Below are 23,106 nucleotides of genomic sequence, written 5' to 3'. Positions count from 1 at the left end.
AACTCAGCGTCGTAGCGGGGTTTCGGCCGGTTCCGGCGCGGGCAGTCGCAGCAGGCGGTGCGGCGGAAACACGCCGGTGAAGGTGCTGCCGACCCCGATCTCGCTCTCGATCTCGAGGCGGCCGTCGAAGGCTTCCAGGGCGTGCTTGACGATGGACAGGCCCAGCCCGGTGCCGCCGCTGGCCTGCGAGCGCCCGACGTCCACCCGGTAGAAGCGCTCGGTCAGGCGCGGAATGTCCTTCTGGGCGATGCCGATGCCGGTATCCGCCACCGAGAAACGCACCCCCTCCGCGGTCTGCTGCCAGCGCACGCGGATGGCGCCGCCGGGCGGGGTATAGCGCACCGCGTTGCTGATCAGGTTGACGAAGATGCTCTGCAGCTGGGTTTCCCCGCCCGACAGCCCCAGTCCGGGCTCGACCGCCAGCTCGAAACGGTGCTGGCCGCGCGACAGTGCCCGCGCATCCTCGACCGCCCGCTGGATCATCGCCGGGGCATCGAGGCGTTCCTCGCGCATCTGCGCGCGCCCAGACTCCAGCCGCGCGAGCTTGAGCATGTCGTTGATCAGGTTTTCCATGCGCATCGCCTGGCTGCGCATCTCGACCACCGGCGCGTGCCACGGCGCCAGCACGCCGTTGCCCTGGGACTCCATCTCCATCAGGTCCAGATAGCCGCGCAGCACGGTCAACGGCGTACGCAACTCGTGGGAGGCGTTGGCGACGAAGTCGCGCCGGGCGGCGTCGAGCATCAGCCGCTCCGACACGTCGCGGACGATCAGCAGACGCTGGTTGCGGCCGTAGGGCACGACCCGCAGCGACAGCGTCTTCGCCGGATTGATCGGCGACGGCAGCTCGGCCTCGCGGTCGAACTCGCCGCCGTCGAAGTACTGCGCGAAGTCCGGGTGGCGAATCAGGTTCGGCACGCGGATGCCGATGTCCTGCGGTACGCGCAGGCCGAGCAGGCGCTGGGCGGCGCTGTTGAACCACGCGATCTCGCCGCGCTCGCCCAGCACCACGGCGCCGTCCGGCAGCGCTGCGGTCGAGGCCTGGAACTCGGACAGCATCGCCGCGAGCTTCTTCTTCTTCTTGCGGTTCTTGCGCTGCAGTTCGATGAGGCCGTCGAACACCTCGCCCCACAAGCCACCCGGCTCCGGCAGTTCGAGTCGCTTGGGCATCTGCAGCCACAGGCGCAGGCGGATCAGGTTGCGTGCCTGCAGCAACAGCACGAACAACGCGGCAATCGCGACGCCGGCGGCGGGATGCTCGAACAGCCAACCGGCCAGGCCGCCGAGCAGGAGCAGCAGGATCAGGCGCAGCAGCTCGCGCTGCCACAGGCGCGCCTGGCTCGCCAGCGGTGCATCACCGCCGGACGCCGTGCCGGCGCTGTCGTTCGTCTGCTGCACGTCCGACGCGCCGGCCATGGCGGGCTCAGTATTTTTCCGAGAAGCGATAACCCGATCCACGCACGGTCTGAATCATCGCATCGTAGCCGAAAGGCTCGAGCGCCTTGCGCAATCGTCGGATATGCACGTCCACCGTGCGCTCCTCGACGTAGACGTTCTGCCCCCATACGCGATCGAGCACCTGCTCACGCGAATAGACGCGCTCGGGGTGGCTGACGAAGAAGTGCAGCAGGCGGTATTCGGTCGGTCCGAGCTTCACCGGTTCGCCCTTGGCGGTGACACGCTGGCTGGCGGCGTCGACCACGAGGCCGTTGACTGCGACGCGCTCCTCCTCCCCGCCGGGCACGGCACGCCGCAGCACCGCGTTGATGCGCGCGATCAGTTCCGGATACGAGAACGGCTTCGACACGTAGTCGTCGCAGCCGACGTTGAGCCCGCGGATGGCGTCTTCTTCCTCGGCCCGCGCCGTCACCATGATCACCGGGATGTCTCGCGTGGTGGCCTGCGACTTGAGTTCGCGCGTGAGCTCGATGCCGGACACGCCGGGCATCATCCAGTCCATCAGGATCAGGTCCGGACGCTGGTCGGCGATGCGCAGGCGCGCGTCCTGTGCGGATTCGGCCTCGACGACGCGGAACTCGGCGCGCGCGAGCGCGAAACGGAGCAGTTCGCGAATCGGTGCCTCGTCCTCGACCACCAGTATCAGCTTGCCCTGCATCAGCATGATCTCATTAGAAAACAGGCCAAGCATATGAACAATAGATGACCGATTTGTGACGTCCGCTGTCCTTCGGGCTTCATTGTGCCGCGCTATCGGCAGCATGAATCGAGTTGCTTTGACCTATCGCCGCGTCGTCCGTAGCATGCAGCGCCCTCGTGCGATCGCACGGGCTCCACCGGAAATGTCGCCATGAGCAGCCTGCATCACCGTCTGATCATTCTCGGGTCCGGCCCCGCCGGCTACACGGCTGCGGTCTACGCCGCGCGCGCGAACCTGAAACCCGCGCTCATCACGGGCCTGGAGGTCGGCGGACAGCTGATGACGACCACGGAGGTCGACAACTGGCCGGGCGACGTCGAGGGCCTGCTCGGCCCCGACCTGATGGCGCGCATGCAGAAGCATGCCGAGCGCTTCGACACGCAGCTGATCTACGACCACATCCACACGGTCGACCTGAAGCAGCGCCCGTTCACGCTCACCGGCGACCAGGGCAGCTACACCTGCGATGCGCTGATCATCACCACCGGCGCCAGTGCCAAGTATCTCGGCCTGGACAGCGAGCAGGCGTTCCGCGGCAAAGGCGTCTCGGCCTGCGCGACCTGCGACGGCTTCTTCTACAAGAACCAGGAAGTGGCCGTGATCGGCGGCGGCAATACCGCGGTCGAGGAAGCGCTCTACCTGGCCAACATCGCCAGCAAGGTCACGGTCGTGCACCGCCGCGACAAGTTCAAGGGCGAGAAGATCCTGCACGACAAGCTGTTCCGCAAGGCCGCCGAGGGCAAGGTCGAGATCGTCTGGGATTCGACCCTCGACGAGGTGCTCGGCGACGACGGCGGCGTCACCGGCATGCGCATCCGCAACGTCAACAGCGGCGAGACCCGCAAGATCGCACTCAAGGGCGTCTTCATCGCCATCGGGCATACGCCGAACACCGGCCTGTTCGACGGCCAGCTCGACATGAACGGCGGCTACATCAAGGTCCGCTCCGGCAGCAACGGCGATGCCACGGCGACCAGCGTCCCCGGCGTCTTCGCCGCCGGCGACGTCATGGACCACGTCTACCGCCAGGCCATCACCTCCGCCGGCAGCGGCTGCCAGGCCGCACTCGACGCCGAGCGCTACCTGGACAAGCTCGACGGCAACTGAGGCGCGCAAGCGCGGGCTGGCGACCGCAGGCCGCGCACGGGTCGCCCTTCGGCCACCTCAGCCCGCGGGCCATCCATGCACCCGCTGCAGCAGACCACTCAGCACGGCCCTGAGCCTCTGCAGGCGCGTCGGCGTGCCCGATTCGACCAGGCGCGCGACATAGCCGGAGAAATGCCGGCTGTCGAGCGCCGCTACCGACTGTGGCGCCCAGTCCTCATAGCCTTGGGCCTCGCACGCCTCACCGAACAGCGACTGCAGCGTCGACATTTCGGATGCCGCGAAGAACGACTTCCAGTTGCCGCTCGTTGCGGAGCGCCGCGTACGGGCCAGATCACCGAGCGGGACCGTCTGTGGCTCCAGCTGCAGCCCGAGATACTCGTTCAGCGCCGCGATTCTGCCCTCGACGAAGTCCTCGTAACGGATGAGGAAGCTGCTCGCCGGGGCTCTGGCGAGAAACGCCGCGTAACGCGCAGCGCTTTGCGCGGTTGAGGCGAGCACGTCGGTCCCCAGCCGCTCGCGCGCCCATGCGAACAGCTCCAGTCCGCCCACCGACTGCGGGTCGCGCTCCTTGCACTGCAACAGGCCGATCCATTCGCGCAGGGTCTGGCGTTGATCGCGGCCTGCGCCGTGCTTGGCCATCCATGGATATGCCAGGTAGAGCAAGCGGCTGATCGCTTCATCGCGAGGGTCGCGGACGATGAACACCCTGCGGTCGAAACGCATCGCCAGGCGATTGTCGACGAGCGCGTCACGATCCGCGGGCCGGCCGCCCCAATGCTCGAAGATGATCTTGACGATGTCCGACCCACCTCCCCCGCCGTGCTCCTCGAAATAGCTTGCCGCCTTCGGCTCGAGGTGATAGCGGGCTCCGGGGAGCGCCTGATGGATGGCCTTGGAGATGACCGTCGTGCCGGTCTTGGCCTTGCCAACGACGAGGACATTCATGACCGGCGGAAAACTCCTCGGCGCGCGACATCAAAGGGCCGCTACGATATCGCATCCAGCCCCCCCGCCCCCACGAGTCATCGCATGCGCCTCTACTGCAGCCCGACATCCCCCTACTCGCGCAAGGTACGCGTCGCGCTGCTGGAGCAGGGCATCGGCGAGTCGGTCGAGCTGGTCATGACCGACCCCTTCGATCCGCCGCCGGAACTGCTGGCTGCGAACCCGATGTCGAAGATTCCGACGCTGGTGACGGACCGCGGCGAGGCCTTGCCGGATTCGAACCTGATTCTCGAGTACCTGCAGGCGCGCCACGGCGGCCTCGCCCCCCTGCCACGGGGCCGTCGCCGCTGGGCGGCGCTGCGCCTGCAGCGCATCGCCGAGGGCGTGATCGACGCTGCGGTCGCGACGGTCTACGAACGCAGGCGCCCGGAAAGCATCGTCTACATCCCGTTCCTGGATCGCCAGGCACTGGCGATCCGCCGCGCCATCGAGCTGCTGGAACTGGAAAACGGCGCGCTGTCGCGGGACGAGGTCGGCGTACTGGAGATCACCGCGGCCGTTGCCTTGAGCTACCTCGACTTTCGTCTGCCGTACGTCGAGTGGCGCCATACCGGCGTGGCGCTCGGCGAATGGCATGCGCAGTTCGCGCAGCGCCCGTCGATGATCGAGACAGCGCCTCCGACCGGCTGAGCAGGCGGGCGTCGGGCGTGCCTGTACCACGGTGAATGCGTCGGGCCGGCCGTCCCTCAGTCCCTCAGTCCCTAGCGGGTACCCCGTGCCGATGAGCGCCTCGCCCGGCCAGTCATGGCCGGGCGTTCGCGGCAGGCTCCTTCGGGACGCAGCAGGCTCGCCATCCATGGCGCGACGGATCGCCGCTTAGTGCCCCCCGGCCCGGCCATCCATGGCCGGGCGTTCGCGATCGCTGCGAATGCCCACCGGGCATTCGCAAAGACGCGATCGCTCACCCCGCGCCGAAGGCCGCGATCGCGCGAATCCGCTCCTGCTCGCGGGCAATGAACTGCTTCCACTGCTCGGCCACGGTGCGCGAACGCTCGTCCTCGGATGCCTTGCTGAACGCGGCGGCCGCGGCCGGCAACTGGTTCTGCTCGTAGAGCGCGAGCCCGAGCACGACGTTCGCAACGTCGGGACGGCGCAGCCCGCCCTTCTCGATCGCGCGGCGTGCGGCGGCGGCGGCTTCGCCCCACTGGTTCTGTTCCATCAGCGCCTGTGCCAGCCGCAGTTCCGATTCGCCGTCGCCGGTGGTCTGGGCCGCACGGCGCAGGACTTCGATGGCGGCCGCGTAGTCCTTCGCACGCACGTAGGCGTCCGCAAGCAGGTTCAGGTACTGCGCGCTGGATTCGACGAGCTTCTTGTCGATGCCTTCCTGCAGCACCGTCGCCGCGCGATAGGGCACGTCGTTGCCGAGTAGCAGCTGGGCGAGGTTGACGTAGTCCTGTCCGCGCTCGAAATAGCCTTGGTCGTAGGCCGCGAGCAGCACCGCGAGCTGGCGCTTCGGATCGTCGAGTTCGCCGTATACCGCCGCGAGCTGGAGCCAGTACTCTCGCTTCGGATAGAGCCCGGCGAGATCCTTGAGCGTGACCATCATGTTGCGGAAGTCGCCCGCCTCGTAGTAGATCGAACGCAACAGCAGCAGCCAGTTCTCCTTGACCTGCTCGCCGCTGTTCTTCGCGTTGACGATCGCCCGTTCGATCGGACGGCGCGCCTTGTCGTACTGCCTGAGCTGGAAGTAGGCCTGACCGAGAAGCACATAGGCGTTCGCGCCCGGTTCGTCGGTCGCCTTGAACCAGTCTTCGAGCACCGCGACCGCCTTGCCCCATTTCTCGGTGGCCATGTACATCTGGGCGATCGCGTACTGCGTGCTGGTGCGCAGGCTGTCGGGCACGCCGTCCTGCGTCAGCACCTGCTCGTAGGCCGCGATCGCCTTGGCGTTGTCGCCCTGCTGGTAGTGACAGAACGCCAGCATGTAGTAAGCCTGTGCCTTCTCGTAGCCGTTCGCCCGACGGTCGTCGGCGATGCGCGTCAGCACCGAGATGGCCTCCGCGTGATTGTCCTGCTCGGACAGCTCGCGTGCCTTGTTGAGCTGCTTGAAGGTGGTCTCGCGCATCGCGAGGCTGCGCTCGCCGCGACTGGAGGAAGACTCGCCCTCCTCGGCCATTACCGCAGGCGACGAGAGGGCGGCGAGCATTCCCAGCATCAGGATCGTCTTGCGCATGATCATTTCTCCATCTCGAAGCGGATCAGGTTTTGCACGCCGCTGACAGCCACCGGCTTGCCGTCGATGACCCGCGGCTTGTAGCGGAATTTCAGTGCGGCCTCGACCGCCGCATCCTCGAAGATGCCGGGTGGCTCGGCCTCGATCGCCCGCGCGTCGGCGACGGCGCCGGTCTCGGTCACCGTGAACTCGACCAGCACCCAGCCTTCGATCTTTCGGGACAGCGCCCGCTGCGGGTAGACGGGCGCCACCTTCACGATCGGCAGATAGTCACCGTCGGACGCGCCGGCGCCCATGCCGGCGGAGACGTCGACGTCCACGTCGGCGCTGACGGCGCCGATCGAGAAATCCTGCTTGATCGCCTGCGCGGTCATCTGCTGCTGCGGCACTTCCGGCTGCGGCGGCGGGCGGTCCGGCGGCGGCGGACGGTCCGGCTTGCGCTCCTTCCGCGTGACGTCCTCATCCTGCTTGACGCGGACGAAATCGATGACGCGTCCCTGCACTTCCTCGGTGAAAGCCGACTTGCCGGTGGCGATCAGCACGGTCATCACGAAGAAGATCGCGAAGGTCACCAGCGCCGCCAGCGGCGCCGCCACGGGAAAGCGCTGCACGAGAGCCGTCACGTCACACCCCGGTCTGTCGCTGCATGGATCACTGCGACTCCGCGGCGATCGAGATCTCGTACACGCCGGCTTCGCGTGCCGCGTCCATCACCGCGACGAGCTGCTTGGTCTGCGCTTCCTGATCGGCCTGGATGACGACCGTTCCCTGCGGATTCTCCGCGTGCAGGCGCTCGATGTTCGGCCGCAGGGCATCGACCTCGACCCGGCGGCGATTGATCCAGATCTCGCCGTTGCGGTCGATGGCGACCAGGATGTTCGCCCGCTCCTGCTTGGTTGCGGTGCTGGCTTCGGGGCGATTGACCTCGATGCCGGACTCCTTGACGAAGGTCGCGGTGACGATGAAGAAGATCAGCATGATGAAGACGACGTCGAGCATCGGCGTCAGGTCGATGCTGGATTCCTCTTCTTCGGCCTTGGGGAAGATCTGTCGCATGGGCGTAGGGGCTTCGCGAATTCGTTAGTGGTCGAACGTGAGTTCGTCTTCGAGGTGCGTCTTCTTCATCTTGGCCTGGCGATCGAGAATCGCCGTGAAGAACACGCCGGTGAGCGCCCCGACCATGCCGGCCATGGTCGGAATCGTCGCCTTCGAGATGCCCGAGGCCATGTTGCGGGCGCTCCCCGTGCCGGCGATCGCCATGACGTCGAACACTTCCATCATGCCGGTCACGGTGCCGAGCAGGCCGAGCAGTGGGCACAGCGCGACCATCGCCTTAATCAGCGACAACTGCGACTGCAGGTTGATCTTGGCGTCGGCGACCATCGACTGCCGGATCTGGTGCGCTTCCCAGGACTTGCGCTCGCGGCGCGCCTCCCAGCGCCCCATGATCTGCCGCGCCAGGCGCGGAAAGCCGATCCGGTAGTACATCAGCCGCTCGATGATCAGCGTCCACATGACGAACACCAGCAGACCGATCCACAACAGGATCGGCCCCCCGCGTTCGAGGAAGATCTGGACCTGTTCGTACGCCTCAAGCAGTGCGTACATGGCCCTCGGTCTCCGCGTGCTCGGCCATGATGCCCACGGCGCGCTCCTCGATGACCTGGGCGATACGCTTCGAACGTCCCTGCGCGATCGTGTGCAGCAACACGGTCGGGATCGCCACGCACAGGCCCAGGACGGTCGTGACCAGCGCCTGCGAGATGCCGCCCGCCATCAGCTTGGGGTCGCCGGTACCGAACAACGTGATCGCCTGGAAGGTATTGATCATGCCGGTGACCGTGCCGAGCAGGCCGAGCAGCGGCGCGACGACCGAGATGATCTTCAGCAGCGGCAGGAAGCGCGTCAGGCTGGGCGTCTCCTGCGCAATCGACTCGGTCAGGCGCAGCTCCAGGGTCTCCTGGTCGGTGCCGCGATACTTCTGGTAGGTCGCCATCACGCGTCCGAGCGGATTGTCGTCACGCGGCTCGGTGCTCTTCATCTGGCGGCGCACCTTGCCGTCGATCGACGACAGCGAGATCAGGCGCTCCAGGAACAGCAGCACGCCGATCACGCCCAGCGCGATGATGACGTAGCCGACGATGCCGCCCTGATGGACGCGTTCCATCAGGTTCGGCGACTGGATCAGCAGCGCGAGAATCGAACCGCGCGACGGATCGATCCAGAAGTCCTCCACCTGCCCTTCGGCGGCACTTGCGTAGTCCGCGGCCACGCCGGTGTAGCGGCCGGCCGGCTGCCGCGCGAGTTCGACGAGGTTGCCGCGCTCGCTGTCGAAGTACAGGAAGTCGCCACCGGCCACCGCGTTGAACTCGCCGACGCGGATCACTTCGGCCTGGCGCTTGTCGCCGTTGGGGTCCACGACCTCGGCACTGAACTTGACGGACTTTCCGGATTCGACCGCCTGCCGCTGCATTTCGAACCAGAGCTTCTCGAGCTCCTCGATCGACGGCAGGCGCGAGCCCGATCCGGCCTTCCTGATCAGCTCGCCGAGAAAGTCCTCGCGCCCCGGATACTGGGCACTGACGATCGAGGACTGCACCACGCCGCGAAAGTCGCCGGCCGTCTGCTGCAGCACGCCGAACAGCTCGCGCAGCGCGCCCAGTCTTTCATTGAGCCGCGCGGTCTCTTCAGCGATCTTCGTTTCGTTGGTCTGGTACTGCTGCTCGGCAGCGACACTGCGGGATTCCAAGTCGCGCAGTTCCGCACGCGCGGCGCTCAGGCGCTGCGTCTGTTGCGCGCGGTCCGCCTCGAACTCCTGGATGCGCCGGCGCTGCTCGGCGGCATCCTTGGCGACGCCCTGCTCGATCAGGCGCAGCAGGTCGTCGACCGATCGTGCACCGTCGTTCTGCGCGGTCGCGGGCGCCGCAACGATCGCGGTGAGGGCCGCTGCGGCAAACAACGATTTGAAACGGGTCATGACGCGGCTCATTGCGCGGCTCCGGCGGTCTGGATCGGGAGGCGGATCAGGTCGGGCGCAGCCTGTTCGCGGGCGATACGGATGCCCTGCCCGATCTGGCCGCGATAGGCGCCGGACAGTTGCTCGAAGGCCTTGCCGTCGGCGTTCCAGCGACCGACCTCCTTGCCGTCGAGGCTTTCGTAGAACATCGCGATACGCCCGATGCGCAGGAAGTCGACCTCGCGATCGGTTCCCGGCAGCGTGCCGCGATAGGCCTCGATCGTCCGCCCGTACTCGATCTCGGTGGTGTAGGCCGCCATGACGTTCCGGAACTTCTCGGCCACGGTCACGTCGGCGCGCTCGAGCAGGCCGCGCAGACCGGACACCCGCTCGCGACGCTCCTCGAGCAGGAACGGAAGGTCCAGCGCGACGAACTGTTCGAGGCCGTCAATCATGCGCAGCATCAGCGGCACGATCTGCCGCTCGATGACGGTCACGTCCTGCACCGACCGCTCGATCTCGGCCAGCTCGGTGGCCTGGTTCTGCAACTGCTTCTGCAGCTGCTGGAGGTAGACGCGCAGGCCGTCGGCCTGCTTGGTCACGCTCTTGAACTCGGTGACGCTGTCCCGTGTCTGGTCGTAGATCTGGTCGACCTTGTCCTGGGCCTGGGCCCCCTTCTCGACGCGCGTCGCCTCCTTGGCGATGGCATTGTCGAGTTGCGCGGAGGCACCGGACGACGCGAGCACGAGGCTCGCCAGCATCAGCGCCCTCATCGGAGTCTTGCTGACCATGTTGATGATGAATTCCCTGAGGTTTTGAGAACGGCTGAGGAGCCCCGGTTGCGACAGCGCCGGCGTGCCAGCCAGGCCACGCGAGCTTCGACGGGCGTCACGTCCGCGAGCCGACCGAGCGGTCGCCGTAGAGAGTGTGCGCGGCAGGCTAAGGCCAGATTGTGACGATCAGATGTCGTTTTCATGACATCTGCACACGAGGCCGGGGCGTCGCGTAGAGGAACAGCAAAGGAAAAGGGCGGCGACCCTTCGGTCGCCGCCCGATGTCCCTCAATGCCGGCTAATCAACAACCGGCCCGCTTCGGGCTTACAGCGTGCCCGGAAGCGTCCATCCGGCCCACCAGGCCTGGCCGGCAGCCGTGCCTGGCTCGACAGCGCCGATGTAGTCGGTCGGGTCGAAGGTGAACGACGAACCGTTATTGACCGGCGACATCTGCGGCGCCGCGCCCAGCTGCGCCGCGGCTTCCGTCACCGCATAGGCGGCGTCAATCGTGACGGTGCCAGTGGCGGTGTTGGTGTCCGGATCCGCGACGATGTTGTTGCGGTAGAAGCCCGCATCGCAGTCGCCGATCACGTTGACCATGCCGATGACCGAGTTGACGTCGGCCGTGCCGTCGCCATCGGTATCGGCATTGTCGATACGCACGCACTGCTGCGCGACGTTGGCCAGCGCGGTGTTGTAGATCGTCGTCGTCACCGCACCACGCAGACGGAAGCCCGGCTCGCCGTCCGACACTTCCGCACCGATCGCCGTGATGTTGGCCAGCGCCGCATTGGTCTGCGGCGTGTAGTCCGCATCGCTGCTGTTGGCCTCGATCATGCGCGGATCGTTCGAACCGGAAGGATCGGCCTTCGTCGGGTTCTTGCGGATGATCACGTACTGCACGTTGCCCTGGTAACCCTCGTCGTAGTCGAGGTCGTCGTCGTCGTTGCTGGTCAGCACCAGATAGCGGGCATTGACCGTGCCGCCGAACCACTCGACACCGTCATCGAGGTTGGCGTGCACCTGCACGAACTCGAGCTGGGTGCCGTGACCGACGCCCTGCAGCGTCAGACCGTTGACCTCGTTGTTCGGCCCTGCGATCAGACCGCCTTCGGCGATGCGCACGTAGCGGATGATGCCGCTGTTGTCCGCCGGATCGTCGCCGCCGTAGACGCCGATGAAGTCGCCGCCCTCGCCCTGCACGTTGCAGAAACCGGTGGCCAACGAGCAGGCGCCCGTGTTGCCCTGGCCGAACTGCGGCGCGAAGCCCTGGATCACGACGCCGCCCCACTCGCCCTCGCCGTCGAAACCGTCGTCGAGGCTGCTGAAGGTGATCGGTGCAGCGGCAGTGCCGGCGGCGATCAGCTTGGAACCACGCGTCACGAGCAGGCTCGCGTCGTTGGTGGCGCGGATGTCGACACCCGGACGGATCGTCAGCGTCACGCCGGCAGCCTTGATCGCGTCGACCTGGGCCTGAGTCGTCGCGCTGACGTTGCCGGCACCCACGCGCACGACGTCGTCGATGATCCACTGACGAGAGGCCACCATCACGTAGTCCTCGGTCACGTCGCCGGTCATCGTGCAGACCGTCGCCGTGCACGACACGAAGTCGGCCGCCGCGGGTTCTTCCTCATCCGCCTCCGTCAGCGTGCCGGGCAGCGTCCAGCCTGCCCACCAGGCCTCGTTGGCTGCCGTACCCGGCTCGACCGCACCGATGTAGTCGGTCTGGTCGAAGGTGAACGACGAACCATTGGCGACCGGAACGATATTCGCCGGAGCACCGAGCTGCGCCGCGGCCTGCGTCACCGCGTAGGCGTCGTCGAGCGTTACCGTCGTGTCCTGCACGTTGGTCTCGGGGTTGGCGACGTTGCTGCCGCGGTAGAAGCCGGCGTCGCAGTCGCCGATCACGTTGACCAGGCCGATCACCGAGTCGACGTCGGTCGTGCCGTCACCGTCGGTGTCGGCATTGTCGATACGCACGCACTGCTGCGTCACGTCGACCAGCGCCGTGTTGTAGATCGTCGACTGTACGGCACCGCGCAGGCGGAAGCCCGGCTCGCCCTTGGAGACCTGCGATCCGATCGCCGTGATGTTGGCGAGCACCGCATTGGTCTGCGGGGTGTAGTCCGCATCGCTGCTGTTGGCCTCGATCATGCGCGGATCGTTCGAGCCCGTAGGTCCGAGCTTGGTCGGGTTCTTGCGGACAATCACATACTGCACGTTGCCCTGATAGCCCTCGTCATAGTCGAGGTCGTCATCGTCGTTGCTGGTCAGCACGAGGTAGCGGGCGTTGACCGTACCGCCGAACCACTCGACACCGTCGTCGAGGTTGGCGTGCACCTGCACGTACTCGATCGTCGTGCCGTGACCGACGCCCTGCAGCGTCAGACCGTTGACCTCGTTGTTCGGACCGGCAATCAGGCCGCCCTCGGCGATGCGCACGTAGCGAAAGACACCGCTGTCGTCTGCCGCATCGGTACCACCGTACACGCCGATGAAATCGCCGCCTTCGCCCTGCACGTTGCAGAAGCCGGTGGCTTCTGAGCAGGCGCCGGAGTTGCCCTGACCGAACTGCGGGGCAAAGCCCTGGATCACGACGCCACCCCACTCGCCCTCGCCATCGAAACCGTCGTCGAGGCTGCTGAAGGTGATCGGTGCAGCCGCCGTGCCGTTTGCGTTGATCTTCGAACCACGCGTCACCAGCAGGCTCGCATCGTCGGTCGCCTTGATGTTCGTGCCGGGTTCGATCGTCAGCGTCACGCCAGCGGCCTTGATCGCATCAACGGCAGCCTGCGTGGTCGCACTGACGTTGCCAGCACCGACGCGCACGACGTCATCGAGGATCCAGCTGCGCGACGCGACCATCGTGTAGTCCTCGTCGACGTCGCCACTGATCGTGCAGGTGTTGCCGGCACAGCTGACGAAGTCCGGCTCCGTCGGCGGCGGGGTTGCCGTCGGCGTCGGAGTCGGCGTCGGGTCACCGCCGCCGCCACCACCGCCACCACCGCAGGCGGCCAGCAGCACGCTGGCGCTGCAGATCAAGCCGAGTAGGTTCTCTCGTTTCATTGCATCCTCACATAGTCGGGTTGCCGGGACAAAAACGCGCTTCGCTTCACGCCTCCGCGGTCGGGTCCATGGGAGCCACGCTCCGTTCGGGTAGCCGCCGCGATCCCGCGCCGCGCATCCGGCCCGGGAAAAACTTCACGTCAGAACTTGTAGGTGTAGCCCACCGAGAACTCCGTGCCTTCGGAATAGCTTTCGATGATCCGGCCGTTCTGCTCGTACTGGATCTCTTCATCGAGCAGGTTCTTGGCCTTGAAGCTGATCTTCGAACTGTTCGCGAACTCCTTCTCGTAGTTCAGGTTCACCGTCGCGCGACCGACCTCGTAGATCGGCGTATCCGGGCGGCCGGCGACGATGTCGATGCGATCGTCGAAGTAGTTCGCCAGCAGCGTGACCTTCTGCGCACTCGGGAAGTGGTCGTAGGCGAACTGCAGGTTGGCAAGAAACGGCGACTGGCCCTGGAGTTCGCGATTCGGATCGAGTTCCAGCTGCCGGCCCTGCGCGTCGAGGTTGATCTCGGACTCGATGAAGGCGACGTTGGCCGCGATCGTCAGCGCATGGTTGGCCATGTCGAGCGCGGTCACGCTCGCGTCGATCTCGATGCCGCCGATCATCGCCGATTCCTGGTTGCGGAAGGTCAGCGAGTCCTGCGCCTGCCCGGAGATGAACGGCACGGCGCGTTCGATCGGATCGCTGATGTCCTTCCAGAACAGGGCCAGCGAGACGCTGTCGCGATCGTCGTTGAAGTAGTACTCGGCACGCAGATCGTAGTTGTCGATCAGCGAGGGCGTACACGCCGGTGCCTGTGCCGCGGTGCAGCCGATGAACTGCCGGCCGCGCTCGTCGAAGAACCGGGTCGGCGCATTCTCGGTGATGTTCGGGCGGGACACGGTCTTGCCGTAACCGGCGCGCAGCTGCCAGGACGCACCGAGCTGGTAGATCAGCCCGAGGGAGGGCAGCGCCTCGTTCGAGTCGATCTCGACCGGGTCCACCGAGGCGTTCGGAAACTCGATCTTCTGCGTGAACTCGTCCTGCCGGATGCCGGCGATGATCGTCAGTACGTCGGCGATCGTCGTCGTCGTGCTCAGATAGTAGGCGACGCTCTCCTGCTCGGCGTCATACGCATCGGTGTCCGTCGACGTCGCCGCCAGCGTGAACGTGCCGTTGGCGAAGTTCTCCGGCGTCAGCAGCGACTCGAGGTCCTGCGTGCGGTCGACGTTGTTGCCACCGCGAAAACCGATGCGCACCAGTTCGGACTCACGCTCGCGCCGGTTGAACAGGGCGCCGACCTGTACGTCGAGGAAGATCTTGTCGTTGAGCTCGAACGGGATCAGGTAGTCCACACCCAGATCGACGCCATCCTCCGTGAGCTCGGCATAGCTGCGCTCGACAGTGTTGACGATGACCGCGGGGGTTCCGGCCTGGCCATCGACGATCGATGCCTGGTACTCGTAGGACCTGCGGTCCGGGGCGTCGCGGCGGGTCTGCGACAGGCCGGCGCGCCAGTTCAGCTCGTGATCGTCGAACAGGAACCACTCACCTTCGAACTGCTGGGCCAGGAACTGACGCTCGACCCACTCGATCAGGTATTCCTCGAACAGCTGGTCGTTCGCGGGATCGACGCCGACCTCGACCTCGGTCGTGTCCTCGGTCGAGCGCAGGACCATGGTCTTGCTCAGCACTTCCCAGCCGTCGTCGCTCTCGATGCCGGCGACGAAGTAGCCGTTGAGCGTCGTCTCGAACTCGTCGCGCGCGTAGCTGGAGTTGCGCACGTTGGGGATGTTGATGACCGCGTCCTGTCGTGACTTGGCACCGGTGTCGTACGACACGCTGCCGTACATCCCGACCGTGCCGATATCACGGTCGAAGACGTTGCCCAGGGTGTAGCCGAGACCGAAGTCCGGGGCAGCGCTCTCGCGGCGGACGTTGTAGATGTTCGGCAGCAGCGTGGCCAGTTCCGCGGCGCGCGCGCGTTCGACGCAGTTCTGCTGACCCTCGAACTGGCAGACGCTGAAGTCCCTGCCGCCGTTGGTCGCCGCGTAGATCGCTCCCGGCAGATCGCGCAGGCCGTCGTCCATGCCCAGGCCGTCGGAGCCACTGCCTTCGTAGGTCAGCAGATCCTCGCCGGTCGTGCCGGTGACATAGCCGAGCGACGCCGAGAGGCTGTTGACGTAGTTCTCCGGCAGATCGCGCGTCTTGATCTTGATGATGCCGCCGGTGGTGTCGCCGGGCATGTCGGCGGTGAAGGTCTTCTGGATCTCGATGCCGCCGAGGATGTCGTTGGGGAACAGGTCGAGCTGCACGTCGCGACGGAACGGATCGGTACTCGGCATCAGGTTGCCGTTGAGCGTGGCCGAGATGTAGCGGCCGTCGAGACCGCGCACCACCGCGTAGCGACCGCCGGTCACGGAGACACCGACGATGCGGCGCAGCGTCGCGGCGACGTCGCTGTCGCCGATGCGCAGCAGTTCGTCGATACTGATCGCGTCGGTCACCGCGAGCGAGAACCGCTCCGTCTCGACGGTGCTTTCGAGCGGCTTGTACGAGCCCAGTGCCACGACTTCCTCGACACCGCTGGGTGGTGCCGCCACCGTCGCGCCGGGCGCGGGCACCGCCGCAACCGGGGCTTCGGCCGGTTCGGCCTGCTTCGGTGTGAGACTGATGTTCGCCGCGACACCGACATTCGCGATCACGCGGATCGCGCCGCTCTTGACGGCCTCGTAGTCGGGATGCGTCACGGTGAGGCGGTACTCGCCACGCGGCACCGTCAGCGAGTAGACACCGCGCTCGTCGGTCGTCGCCTGCGCAACACCCGGCTCTACCGCAACCTGGGCGCCGACGACCGCTGCGCCGTCCGCATCGGCGATGACGCCGCTCAGCTCGCCGGTGGCGCCCGACGCCGTGCCCGGCTGATAGATGTCGATCGCGACATCGGGCTTCTTCTGGAAGTCGGTGAAGCCGATGCTGATCTCGGCGTTCTCGCCCTCCTTCACGGCGAACGCATACTCCGTCAGCGGCGCGCCGTTCTTGACCAGGCGCACGACGTGACGGCCTGCATAGAGCTCCGTGGTCACGTCACCACGGGCACCCGTGACACCGACGAAGCGATCGTTGAGTTCGACATCGACCCCCTTGAGGGGATTCGCCTGCAGGAACACGCTCAGGTAGAGCTCGGCTGCCGCAGCGCCGTGGCTGAGCAGCAACGCCGCCAGGGCGAGGGCGGCGGGGAACAGGGAAAAGCGAGGGTGCCGTCTCATCAGTGTTTTCAATCGGACATTCGGTTCGGCACGGCCTCGGGCGCGTATGCCGGATGCGATGGCGGTCGGTCGGACCGCCGCGGGGCGAAGGACGCGGGAGGTGCCCGGTGGCATTCAAGGGGAGCACCGTCGCTGCGGGATTCCAGAAACCGCACCCGCTCGACTGCCGTACCCATCTCGGTTCACCCCGGTTCACCCGCAGGCGATGCCATGCGGTGCGGTCTGCCCCTAACCTTCACGCGGCGGCAGACTAGAGGCGGCAAATGACGATCTGATGACGGAAATGCGACAGCTCTGCTGCACTTTGGAGACGTACCGCCGACGGGGCGCGGCACAATGCGCTCCGTTCAGGACCCGCGGATGGACATGACACCGAGCCTCCCTGCGAACCCCACCCGGTCGAGAAGCCGGCGCGCGCCGTCCGTGCGCATGCGCCGCCTGGGCGCGTCAGCGATGCTGCTGCTCGCCCTGCTCACAGCCTGCGGAGGCGGCACGGGACTGCGGCCTGATCCGGCTGTGCAGCATCTCGTGGTCCTCGAAGCGCTGGGTCAGGTGGGACGCCCCTACCGCTTCGGCGGCACGACGCCCGATGGCTTCGATTGCAGCGGGCTGGTGCAGTACGTATACGCCGTGGCGGGCGTCCGCCTTCCGCGCACGACCGTCGAGCAGTACCGCACGGGGGAGCGTGTGAAGCTGCGCGAGCTCGAGCCCGGCGACCTGCTGTTCTACCGCTTCAGCCGCCGGCCCGTGGACCATGTCGCGATCTACCTCGGCGACGGCCAGGCCGTGCACGCGCCCGCCAACGGGCGGGCGGTCATCGTCGCCAGCGTGGACCTGCCGCACTGGAAGAAGCGCTACGTCGACGCGGTACGCGTGCTGCGGTGAGGTCGTCGTCTTGTTTTGACAGTCGGGGCCATGGATGGCCCCGGCTTGCGCAGGATGCGCACTACACGATGATGCGCGGCTTGTCGCCGAGGTTGCCCAGCACCAGCGCGTTGAGGCGCTTGACGAAGCCGGCAGGGTCATCCAGCTGACCGCCCTCGGCAAGCACGGCCTGGCCGAAGAGCAGCTCGGCGAGGTCGCCGAAACTGCCGTCCTCCGCCGTCTTGAGCTTGTCGACCAACGGATGGCTGCCGTTGAGTTCGAGGATCGGCCGCGAAACCGGCACGTTCTCGCCGGCACGCTTGAGGATTTCCTCGAGCCGCCGCGACATGCCCTGCTCGGACGCAACCAGGCAGGACGGCGACTCCGTCAGCCGCGATGACAGGCGCACGGCCTCGACGCGCTCGCCGAGCGTTTCCTGCACGCGCTTGAGCACGTCCGCGTACTCGCCCTCCAGGCGCGCCTTTTCCGGCGTCTCGATCTGGCTCTCGACATCCTTCGAAGCGCGCGCGACCGACTCCAGCGGCTTGCCCTGGTACTCGTGCAGATGGGCGACGACCCATTCGTCGATGCGGTCGGCCAGCAAGAGTACCTCGTAGTTCTTCGCGCGGAAGCCCTCGAGGTGCGGGCTGCTGCGCGCCGCCGCCAGCGTCTCGGCAGTCAGGTAGTAGATCTTCGACTGCCCTTCGGGCATGCGGCCGAGGTAGGCATCGAGCGTCACGTCCTGACGCTCGGCCTGCGTGGTCGACGCGAAACGGCACAGCTTGGCGATGCGTTCGCGGTTGGCCGCATCCTCGACGATGCCTTCCTTGAACACCGGGCCGAAGGTCGCCCAGAACTTCGTGTAGTCCTCCGGCCGCTTCTCGGCGAGTTCATCGAGCAGGTCGAGCACGCGCTTGACCAGCGCATTGCGGATCTTGTCGACGGTGCGGTTGCCCTGCAGGATCTCGCGAGAGACGTTCAGCGGCAGGTCCGCGGTATCGACCAGACCACGGACGAAGCGCAGGTAGGCCGGCAGCAGCTCGGCGGCCTTGTCCATGATGAAGACGCGCTTGACGTAGAGCTTCACGCCGCGCGCCTGCTCGCGATCCCACAGATCGAACGGCGCCCGCGCCGGGATGTACAGCAGCGAGGTGTACTCCAGCGTGCCCTCGACCTTGTGATGACCCCAGGCCAGCGGCGCCTCGAAATCGTGCGAGAGGTGCTGGTAGAACTGCTGGTAGTCCTCGTCCTTGAGTTCGGATTTCGGCCGCGTCCAGAACGCGCGCGCCTGATTGAGCGTCTCGGGTTCGGCCTTGTCCTTGCGCAGGCGGATCGGCAGACCGATGTGGTCGGAGTAGCGCTGCACGATGGCGCGCAGCCGGTAGTCCTCGATGAACTCGCGCGCGTCCTCGCGCAGATGCAGGATCACCTCGGTGCCGCGATCGGTCTTGAACGAGGGTTCGATGGTGAACTCGCCCTGCCCGTCCGACTCCCAGCGCACGGCCTCGCTCTCGCCGGCCCGCAGCGTCAGCACGCTGACCTTGTCGGCAACGATGAAGGCCGAATAGAACCCGACGCCGAACTGGCCGATGAGCTGCGCGTCCTTCTTCTGGTCGCCGGACATCGCTTCCATGAAGCGCTTCGTGCCCGAGCGCGCGATCGTGCCGAGGTTGTCGATGACCTCGTCGCGCGACATGCCGACACCGTTGTCCTTGATCGTCAGCGTGCCGGCGGCGGCATCGGGAATCAGCTCGATGGCCAGCTCGTCGCCGCCGAGCAGCTCGGGCTTGTCGATCGCCAGGAAGCGCAGCTTGTCGCAGGCGTCCGAGGCGTTCGAGATCAGCTCGCGCAGGAAGATCTCGCGGTTCGAGTACAGCGAGTGGATCATCAGGTGCAGCAGCTGCCGCACCTCGGCCTGGAATTCCCGTTTCTCGCTCTTCTGCGCAGTGTCGGACATGGTCTGTCGATCTCCCGTGATGTCGTCCGCAAGCTGGGGACGATCGGGCCGGGTTCAAGAGGCCGGCGCTCAGTCCAGCGTGCGGCGGAAGCGCTTCAGGCCGATCCCCATCACCACGACGATGAACAGCATCAGCGGCCACAGATGCGGCCAGGAATCGGCGACGCCGTAGCCCTTGAGCAGGATGCCGCGTACCAGCCGCAGGAAATGCGTCAGCGGCAGCACCTCGCCGACCACCTGCGCCCATGCCGGCATGCCACGGAACGGAAACATGAAACCGGACAGCAGGATCGACGGCAGGAAGAAGAAGAAGCTCATCTGCATCGCCTGTGTCTGGTTGCGGGCCAGACTGGAGAAGGTGATGCCGACCGTCAGGTTGGCCACGATGAAGACCAGCACGCACAGCCCGAGCCACGCCAGGCTGCCTTCCATCGGCACTTCGAAGACGAAACGGGCCGCCAGCAGGATCACGATCACCTGCACGTAGCCGACCAGCACGTACGGCAGGATCTTGCCGATCATCACCTCCAGCGGCCGCACCGGCATCGACAGCAGGTTCTCCATCGTGCCGCGCTCCAGTTCGCGGGTCATGCCGAGCGCGGTCATGATGATCATCGTCATCGTCAGGATCACGCCCATCAGGCCCGGCACGATGTTGTACTGGGTGATGCCCTCCGGGTTGTAGCGACGATGCACGCGCCACTCGAACGGTGGCCCGCTGCCACCGGCGAGCGGGCCGTCCAGATCGAAGCGCAGCGCGCTTCGGGCCAGGGGCTCCAGGGAGGCGAGCGCATTGCTCGTCGCCGCAGGGTCGGTCGCATCGGCCTCGAGCAGCACGGCCGGTCGCTCGCCGCGCACCAGCCGACGCTCGAAATCGGCGGGTACGACCATCACGAACTGCACCTCGCCCCCCTCCAGCAGCGCCGCCGCATCGCGCGGATCCGGCGATTCGACCAGGCGGAAGTATCCGGTGGCCTCGACGGCACTGATCAGGCTGCGGGTGTAGACGCCCGGCGATTCGACGACGACCGCGGTCGGCAGGCGCTTGGGATCGGCGTTGATGGCAAAGCCGAAGATCGCAAGCTGCACGACCGGGATGCCGACCATCATCGCGAAGGTCAGGCGGTCGCGCATGACCTGGACGAACTCCTTGCGCACCACGGCCAGCAGGCGCCGCCACGACAGCACGCGCAGGGCGTTCACGAACGCCCCCGCATCAGGTGGATGAACACGTCCTCGAGCCGGGGTCGGTCGCGCGTCCAGCGCAGCTCGCTGCGGGCGAAGTACGGCTGGAGCTGACGTTCCAGGGCGTCCTCCTCGGCGCCGCTGACGTGCAGGCTGGTGCCGAACGGCACGACCTGCTCGGCCGCCGGCAAGCGGAGCAGCTCGGCCTGGAGCGCATGCAGATTCTCGCCGTCGACGGTGAAAGTGGACAGGCCGCAGTCGCGCACCAGTTGTGCCGGGGAGCCCTGCGCCAGCAGCGTGCCGTAGGCGACGTAGGCCAGGCGATGGCAGCGTTCCGCCTCGTCCATGTAGTGCGTGGACACCAGGACCGTCATGCCGTCGGCGGCCAGCCGGTGGATCTCGGCCCAGAACTCGCGCCGCGCCTGCGGGTCGACGCCGGCCGTCGGCTCGTCGAGCAGCAGCAGCTGCGGCCGGTGCAGCAGACAGGCAGCCAGCGCCATGCGCTGCTTCCAGCCGCCGGAGAGCTGCCCCGCGAGCTGACGCTGGCGATCGGCCAAACCCAGGTCGTTCAGCGCCGCGTCCACGGCCGCGCGCGCATTCCGCAGCTCGTAAACCTCGGCGACGAACTCGAGATTCTCACGGATCGACAAATCCTCGTAGAAGCTGAAGCGCTGGGTCATGTAGCCGACTTCGCGCTTGATCAAGGCCGATTGCGTGCGGATATCGTAGCCCAGACACCGCCCCTCGCCCTCGTCGGGTGTCAGCAGTCCGCACAGCATGCGGATCGACGTGGTCTTGCCACTGCCGTTGGGCCCGAGAAAGCCGAAGATTTCCCCGCGCCCGACGCGCAGCGCCAGGCGGTCGACGACCCTGCGTGTGCCGAAAGTCTTCGTCAGTCCTTGCACATCGATCACCGCCTCGGTCACGGCAGCAACTCGATGTCGACCGGCTGGCCGGGCCGCAATGACAACGACGCCTCCGCAGAGGGTTGCGCCTCCACGCGGTACACCAGCCGGGCGCGCTGCTCGCGCGAGTACAGCACCGGCGGCGTGTATTCCGCGCTGGCGGCGATGAAGCGGATCCGCGCGTCCACCGGTTCGGCGCAGCCGTCGCAATGCGCGCGGATCGCCTGGCCGAGCTGCAAGCCGCCCAGCGCGGTTTCCGGCACGAAGAAGCGCAGATGCCGGTTCTGCGGTGGCAGCAAGGCGAGCACCGGCTGACCCGCGGCGACCCACTCGCCCGGCCGGAAGTAGATGTCCTCGATCCTCCCGCCCGCCGGCGCCTGCACCTGCTTCTGCGCGAGCTGCGCCTGTGCCTCGCGCACCACGGCTGCGGCGGCGCGCGCCTCGTCCCCGGCCGCACGCAGCGCATCGTCGCGGGCGGCCAGCTCCGCCGATGCGATCGCCGCCTGCAGTTCGCGCACCCGCGCCCGGTCGCGCGCGACCGCGCTCTGTGCCTGGTCCAGGGCCTCGCGGCTGACGGCATCGCGGGCGTACAGGGCCTGCTGGCGCTGCAACTGCGCAGCGGACAACTCCGATGCCGCACGCGCCTGGTCGAGCTGCGCACGGTACACGGCGAGTTCCTCGTCGCGACTGCCCTTGCGCAAGTCCTCGTTGCGCGCCTGCGCCGCCGCGTGTCGGGCTTCGGCCGCCGCCAAGGCGGCTTCCTCGGACGCCGCGTCGACGGCGAACAGCGCGGCACCCGCGTCGACCTCATCGCCGCGCTCGACCGACACGCTGTCGAGATATCCGGACCGTCCCGGGGCCAGGCGCAGCGGCTCGGCCTCGACGTATCCGGCATAGGTCTGACGCCCATCCGCGCCGCACCCGGCGAGCAGGCACAGTCCGAGCATCAGCAGGATGGCTTCACGCATCGCCGGGCTCCGCATGGGCCGCGCGCAGCGCCTGGAGGGCGGCAAGGTTGTAGTCGGTCAGGTGCTCGACCAGCCGGGTACGGCCGCCGGCCGACACGACGTCCGGCACGATCCGCTCCACGACCGGCCGCGCGCTCAGGTAGAACAGGCACTGCGCAACCAGGCTCAGACCCGCCAGCCGCAGCCGGTCGGGGGGCACATGCGGCCCGGCGACGGCGGTCACCGCAGACAGGACCAGCGCGAACTGCGGCTTCTGCACCCGCTCGACCAGCAACGGCAGCGCCTCGCTGGGACTGAACATCTCGCGCAGCAACAGGCGCTGGATCAGGCCTCGTTCGTCGTCGGCGAGCACGCGACCGAGCAATCCGCCGATGACGTCACGCAGCTGCGCAACCGGGTCATCGGCGTGATCGGGCTGGCTCAGGGGATGCTGGGCGATCATGCGCGCGGCCTCGTGTTCGAGCACCGCCATGTACAGCTCCTGCTTGCCACCGAAGTGGTAGCTGATGGCGGCCAGATTGGCGCCTGCCCGCGCGGCGATGTCGCGCACGCGCGTCGCCGCGTAGCCGTGCTCGGCGAACAGCTCGGCGCCCGCCGCAAGCAGTGCCGCATGCGTCGCCGCCGGGTCGATGGGAGAACGGGTGTCGTCCGACATGATCAAACATTTGTTTCAAACAGATGTTTGATTCTAGTGTCGACAGGTCATCCCCGGCAAGCACTCGTTTTCCGGACAC

19 protein-coding genes are annotated in these 23,106 nt (G+C 66.9%); 3 read left to right on the top strand and 16 right to left on the bottom strand.

The genetic code is table 11. From position 1 onward, the window contains the following. Positions 1 to 3: 3 nt before the first annotated feature. Both phoR and phoB read right to left on the bottom strand, forming a co-directional pair. Positions 4 to 1,416, bottom strand: coding sequence for a phosphate regulon sensor histidine kinase PhoR (gene phoR / locus C8D93_RS00970; RefSeq protein WP_110263298.1), 1,413 nt, complete (start codon positions 1,414 to 1,416; stop codon positions 4 to 6). A gap of 7 nt (positions 1,417 to 1,423) precedes the next feature. Further along, positions 1,424 to 2,116, bottom strand: coding sequence for a phosphate regulon transcriptional regulator PhoB (gene phoB, locus C8D93_RS00965; protein WP_170123839.1), 693 nt, complete (start codon positions 2,114 to 2,116; stop codon positions 1,424 to 1,426). 192 nt (positions 2,117 to 2,308) lie between these two features. Between phoB and trxB the strand changes: the two genes are divergently transcribed. After that, entirely contained in the window at positions 2,309 to 3,265 is a 957-nt protein-coding gene (gene trxB, locus C8D93_RS00960; RefSeq protein ID WP_110263296.1) for a thioredoxin-disulfide reductase, read from the top strand. 57 nt (positions 3,266 to 3,322) lie between these two features. Here the strand turns inward: trxB and C8D93_RS00955 are convergent, their stop codons facing one another. Then, on the bottom strand, positions 3,323 to 4,210 hold the full coding sequence (locus C8D93_RS00955) for a sulfotransferase family protein (protein WP_110263295.1): 888 nt from the start codon (positions 4,208 to 4,210) through the stop codon (positions 3,323 to 3,325). A gap of 84 nt (positions 4,211 to 4,294) precedes the next feature. Between C8D93_RS00955 and C8D93_RS00950 the strand changes: the two genes are divergently transcribed. Then, entirely contained in the window at positions 4,295 to 4,900 is a 606-nt protein-coding gene (locus C8D93_RS00950; RefSeq protein ID WP_110263294.1) for a glutathione S-transferase family protein, read from the top strand. Positions 4,901 to 5,171: 271 nt separating this feature from the next. On the opposite strand, the gene C8D93_RS00945 is transcribed toward C8D93_RS00950, so the two are convergent. From C8D93_RS00945 to C8D93_RS00910, 8 genes are all read right to left on the bottom strand, one after another. After that, complete coding sequence (locus tag C8D93_RS00945; protein WP_170123838.1) at positions 5,172 to 6,443, bottom strand: tetratricopeptide repeat protein; 1,272 nt, start codon at positions 6,441 to 6,443, stop codon at positions 5,172 to 5,174. A gap of 2 nt (positions 6,444 to 6,445) precedes the next feature. Then, positions 6,446 to 7,054, bottom strand: coding sequence for an energy transducer TonB (locus tag C8D93_RS00940; RefSeq protein ID WP_110263292.1), 609 nt, complete (start codon positions 7,052 to 7,054; stop codon positions 6,446 to 6,448). A 40-nt stretch (positions 7,055 to 7,094) separates the two neighbouring features. Further along, positions 7,095 to 7,499 (bottom strand): ExbD/TolR family protein, encoded by a 405-nt coding sequence (locus C8D93_RS00935; protein WP_110263291.1) that lies wholly within the window; start codon positions 7,497 to 7,499, stop codon positions 7,095 to 7,097. A gap of 24 nt (positions 7,500 to 7,523) precedes the next feature. Further along, a complete protein-coding gene (locus tag C8D93_RS00930) occupies positions 7,524 to 8,051 on the bottom strand; it encodes a MotA/TolQ/ExbB proton channel family protein (protein ID WP_110263290.1) in 528 nt (175 codons plus the stop codon). Next, a complete protein-coding gene (locus C8D93_RS00925; protein ID WP_110263807.1) occupies positions 8,035 to 9,420 on the bottom strand; it encodes a MotA/TolQ/ExbB proton channel family protein in 1,386 nt (461 codons plus the stop codon). Before C8D93_RS00925 ends, C8D93_RS00930 begins: the two co-directional genes overlap by 17 nt. Before the next feature lie 8 nt (positions 9,421 to 9,428). Further along, a complete protein-coding gene (locus tag C8D93_RS00920; protein ID WP_211307135.1) occupies positions 9,429 to 10,190 on the bottom strand; it encodes a DUF3450 domain-containing protein in 762 nt (253 codons plus the stop codon). A gap of 307 nt (positions 10,191 to 10,497) precedes the next feature. Then, complete coding sequence (locus tag C8D93_RS00915; RefSeq protein WP_110263288.1) at positions 10,498 to 13,239, bottom strand: beta-helix domain-containing protein; 2,742 nt, start codon at positions 13,237 to 13,239, stop codon at positions 10,498 to 10,500. A 140-nt stretch (positions 13,240 to 13,379) separates the two neighbouring features. Beyond that, complete coding sequence (locus C8D93_RS00910) at positions 13,380 to 16,493, bottom strand: TonB-dependent receptor (RefSeq protein WP_170123837.1); 3,114 nt, start codon at positions 16,491 to 16,493, stop codon at positions 13,380 to 13,382. Positions 16,494 to 16,922: 429 nt separating this feature from the next. Between C8D93_RS00910 and C8D93_RS00905 the strand changes: the two genes are divergently transcribed. Continuing rightward, complete coding sequence (locus tag C8D93_RS00905) at positions 16,923 to 17,378, top strand: C40 family peptidase (protein ID WP_110263286.1); 456 nt, start codon at positions 16,923 to 16,925, stop codon at positions 17,376 to 17,378. 61 nt (positions 17,379 to 17,439) lie between these two features. Here C8D93_RS00905 and htpG read toward each other — a convergent pair whose 3' ends face one another. The 5 genes from htpG to C8D93_RS00880 all read right to left on the bottom strand — a co-directional run bounded on the left by htpG (position 17,440) and on the right by C8D93_RS00880 (position 23,027). Then, a complete protein-coding gene (gene htpG, locus C8D93_RS00900; protein WP_110263285.1) occupies positions 17,440 to 19,314 on the bottom strand; it encodes a molecular chaperone HtpG in 1,875 nt (624 codons plus the stop codon). Between the two features lie 69 nt (positions 19,315 to 19,383). Next, on the bottom strand, positions 19,384 to 20,508 hold the full coding sequence (locus C8D93_RS00895) for an ABC transporter permease (protein ID WP_110263806.1): 1,125 nt from the start codon (positions 20,506 to 20,508) through the stop codon (positions 19,384 to 19,386). A gap of 5 nt (positions 20,509 to 20,513) precedes the next feature. Further along, positions 20,514 to 21,425, bottom strand: coding sequence for an ABC transporter ATP-binding protein (locus C8D93_RS00890; RefSeq protein ID WP_110263284.1), 912 nt, complete (start codon positions 21,423 to 21,425; stop codon positions 20,514 to 20,516). Then, positions 21,422 to 22,372, bottom strand: coding sequence for an HlyD family secretion protein (locus C8D93_RS00885; RefSeq protein ID WP_170123836.1), 951 nt, complete (start codon positions 22,370 to 22,372; stop codon positions 21,422 to 21,424). The genes C8D93_RS00890 and C8D93_RS00885 overlap by 4 nt, the downstream gene beginning before the upstream one ends. Next, complete coding sequence (locus C8D93_RS00880) at positions 22,365 to 23,027, bottom strand: CerR family C-terminal domain-containing protein (RefSeq protein WP_110263282.1); 663 nt, start codon at positions 23,025 to 23,027, stop codon at positions 22,365 to 22,367. Before C8D93_RS00880 ends, C8D93_RS00885 begins: the two co-directional genes overlap by 8 nt. Positions 23,028 to 23,106 lie beyond the last annotated feature (79 nt).

The sequence above is a fragment of the Sinimarinibacterium flocculans genome (assembly GCF_003201205.1).
In the GTDB taxonomy this organism is placed as follows: domain Bacteria; phylum Pseudomonadota; class Gammaproteobacteria; order Nevskiales; family Nevskiaceae; genus Solimonas; species Solimonas flocculans.
The sequence above is the reverse complement of the archived record's forward strand: the minus strand, read 5'-3'. Positions and strand labels throughout refer to the sequence as shown.

Excerpts from the sequence above, each read along its gene's own strand:
- C8D93_RS00915 (WP_110263288.1), bottom strand. The coding sequence starts at position 13,239 with ATGAAACGAGAGAACCTACTCGGCTTGATCTGCAGCGCCAGCGTGCTG.
- C8D93_RS00885 (WP_170123836.1), bottom strand. The coding sequence starts at position 22,372 with ATGCGTGAAGCCATCCTGCTGATGCTCGGACTGTGCCTGCTCGCCGGG.
- C8D93_RS00905 (WP_110263286.1), top strand. The coding sequence starts at position 16,923 with ATGCGCCGCCTGGGCGCGTCAGCGATGCTGCTGCTCGCCCTGCTCACA.
- C8D93_RS00910 (WP_170123837.1), bottom strand. The coding sequence starts at position 16,493 with ATGAGACGGCACCCTCGCTTTTCCCTGTTCCCCGCCGCCCTCGCCCTG.
- C8D93_RS00880 (WP_110263282.1), bottom strand. The coding sequence starts at position 23,027 with ATGTCGGACGACACCCGTTCTCCCATCGACCCGGCGGCGACGCATGCG.
- htpG (WP_110263285.1), bottom strand. The coding sequence starts at position 19,314 with ATGTCCGACACTGCGCAGAAGAGCGAGAAACGGGAATTCCAGGCCGAG.
- C8D93_RS00945 (WP_170123838.1), bottom strand. The coding sequence starts at position 6,443 with ATGCGCAAGACGATCCTGATGCTGGGAATGCTCGCCGCCCTCTCGTCG.
- C8D93_RS00955 (WP_110263295.1), bottom strand. The coding sequence starts at position 4,210 with ATGAATGTCCTCGTCGTTGGCAAGGCCAAGACCGGCACGACGGTCATC.
- trxB (WP_110263296.1), top strand. The coding sequence starts at position 2,309 with ATGAGCAGCCTGCATCACCGTCTGATCATTCTCGGGTCCGGCCCCGCC.
- C8D93_RS00950 (WP_110263294.1), top strand. The coding sequence starts at position 4,295 with ATGCGCCTCTACTGCAGCCCGACATCCCCCTACTCGCGCAAGGTACGC.
- C8D93_RS00935 (WP_110263291.1), bottom strand. The coding sequence starts at position 7,499 with ATGCGACAGATCTTCCCCAAGGCCGAAGAAGAGGAATCCAGCATCGAC.
- phoB (WP_170123839.1), bottom strand. The coding sequence starts at position 2,116 with ATGCAGGGCAAGCTGATACTGGTGGTCGAGGACGAGGCACCGATTCGC.
- C8D93_RS00925 (WP_110263807.1), bottom strand. The coding sequence starts at position 9,420 with ATGACCCGTTTCAAATCGTTGTTTGCCGCAGCGGCCCTCACCGCGATC.
- C8D93_RS00930 (WP_110263290.1), bottom strand. The coding sequence starts at position 8,051 with ATGTACGCACTGCTTGAGGCGTACGAACAGGTCCAGATCTTCCTCGAA.
- phoR (WP_110263298.1), bottom strand. The coding sequence starts at position 1,416 with ATGGCCGGCGCGTCGGACGTGCAGCAGACGAACGACAGCGCCGGCACG.
- C8D93_RS00920 (WP_211307135.1), bottom strand. The coding sequence starts at position 10,190 with ATGGTCAGCAAGACTCCGATGAGGGCGCTGATGCTGGCGAGCCTCGTG.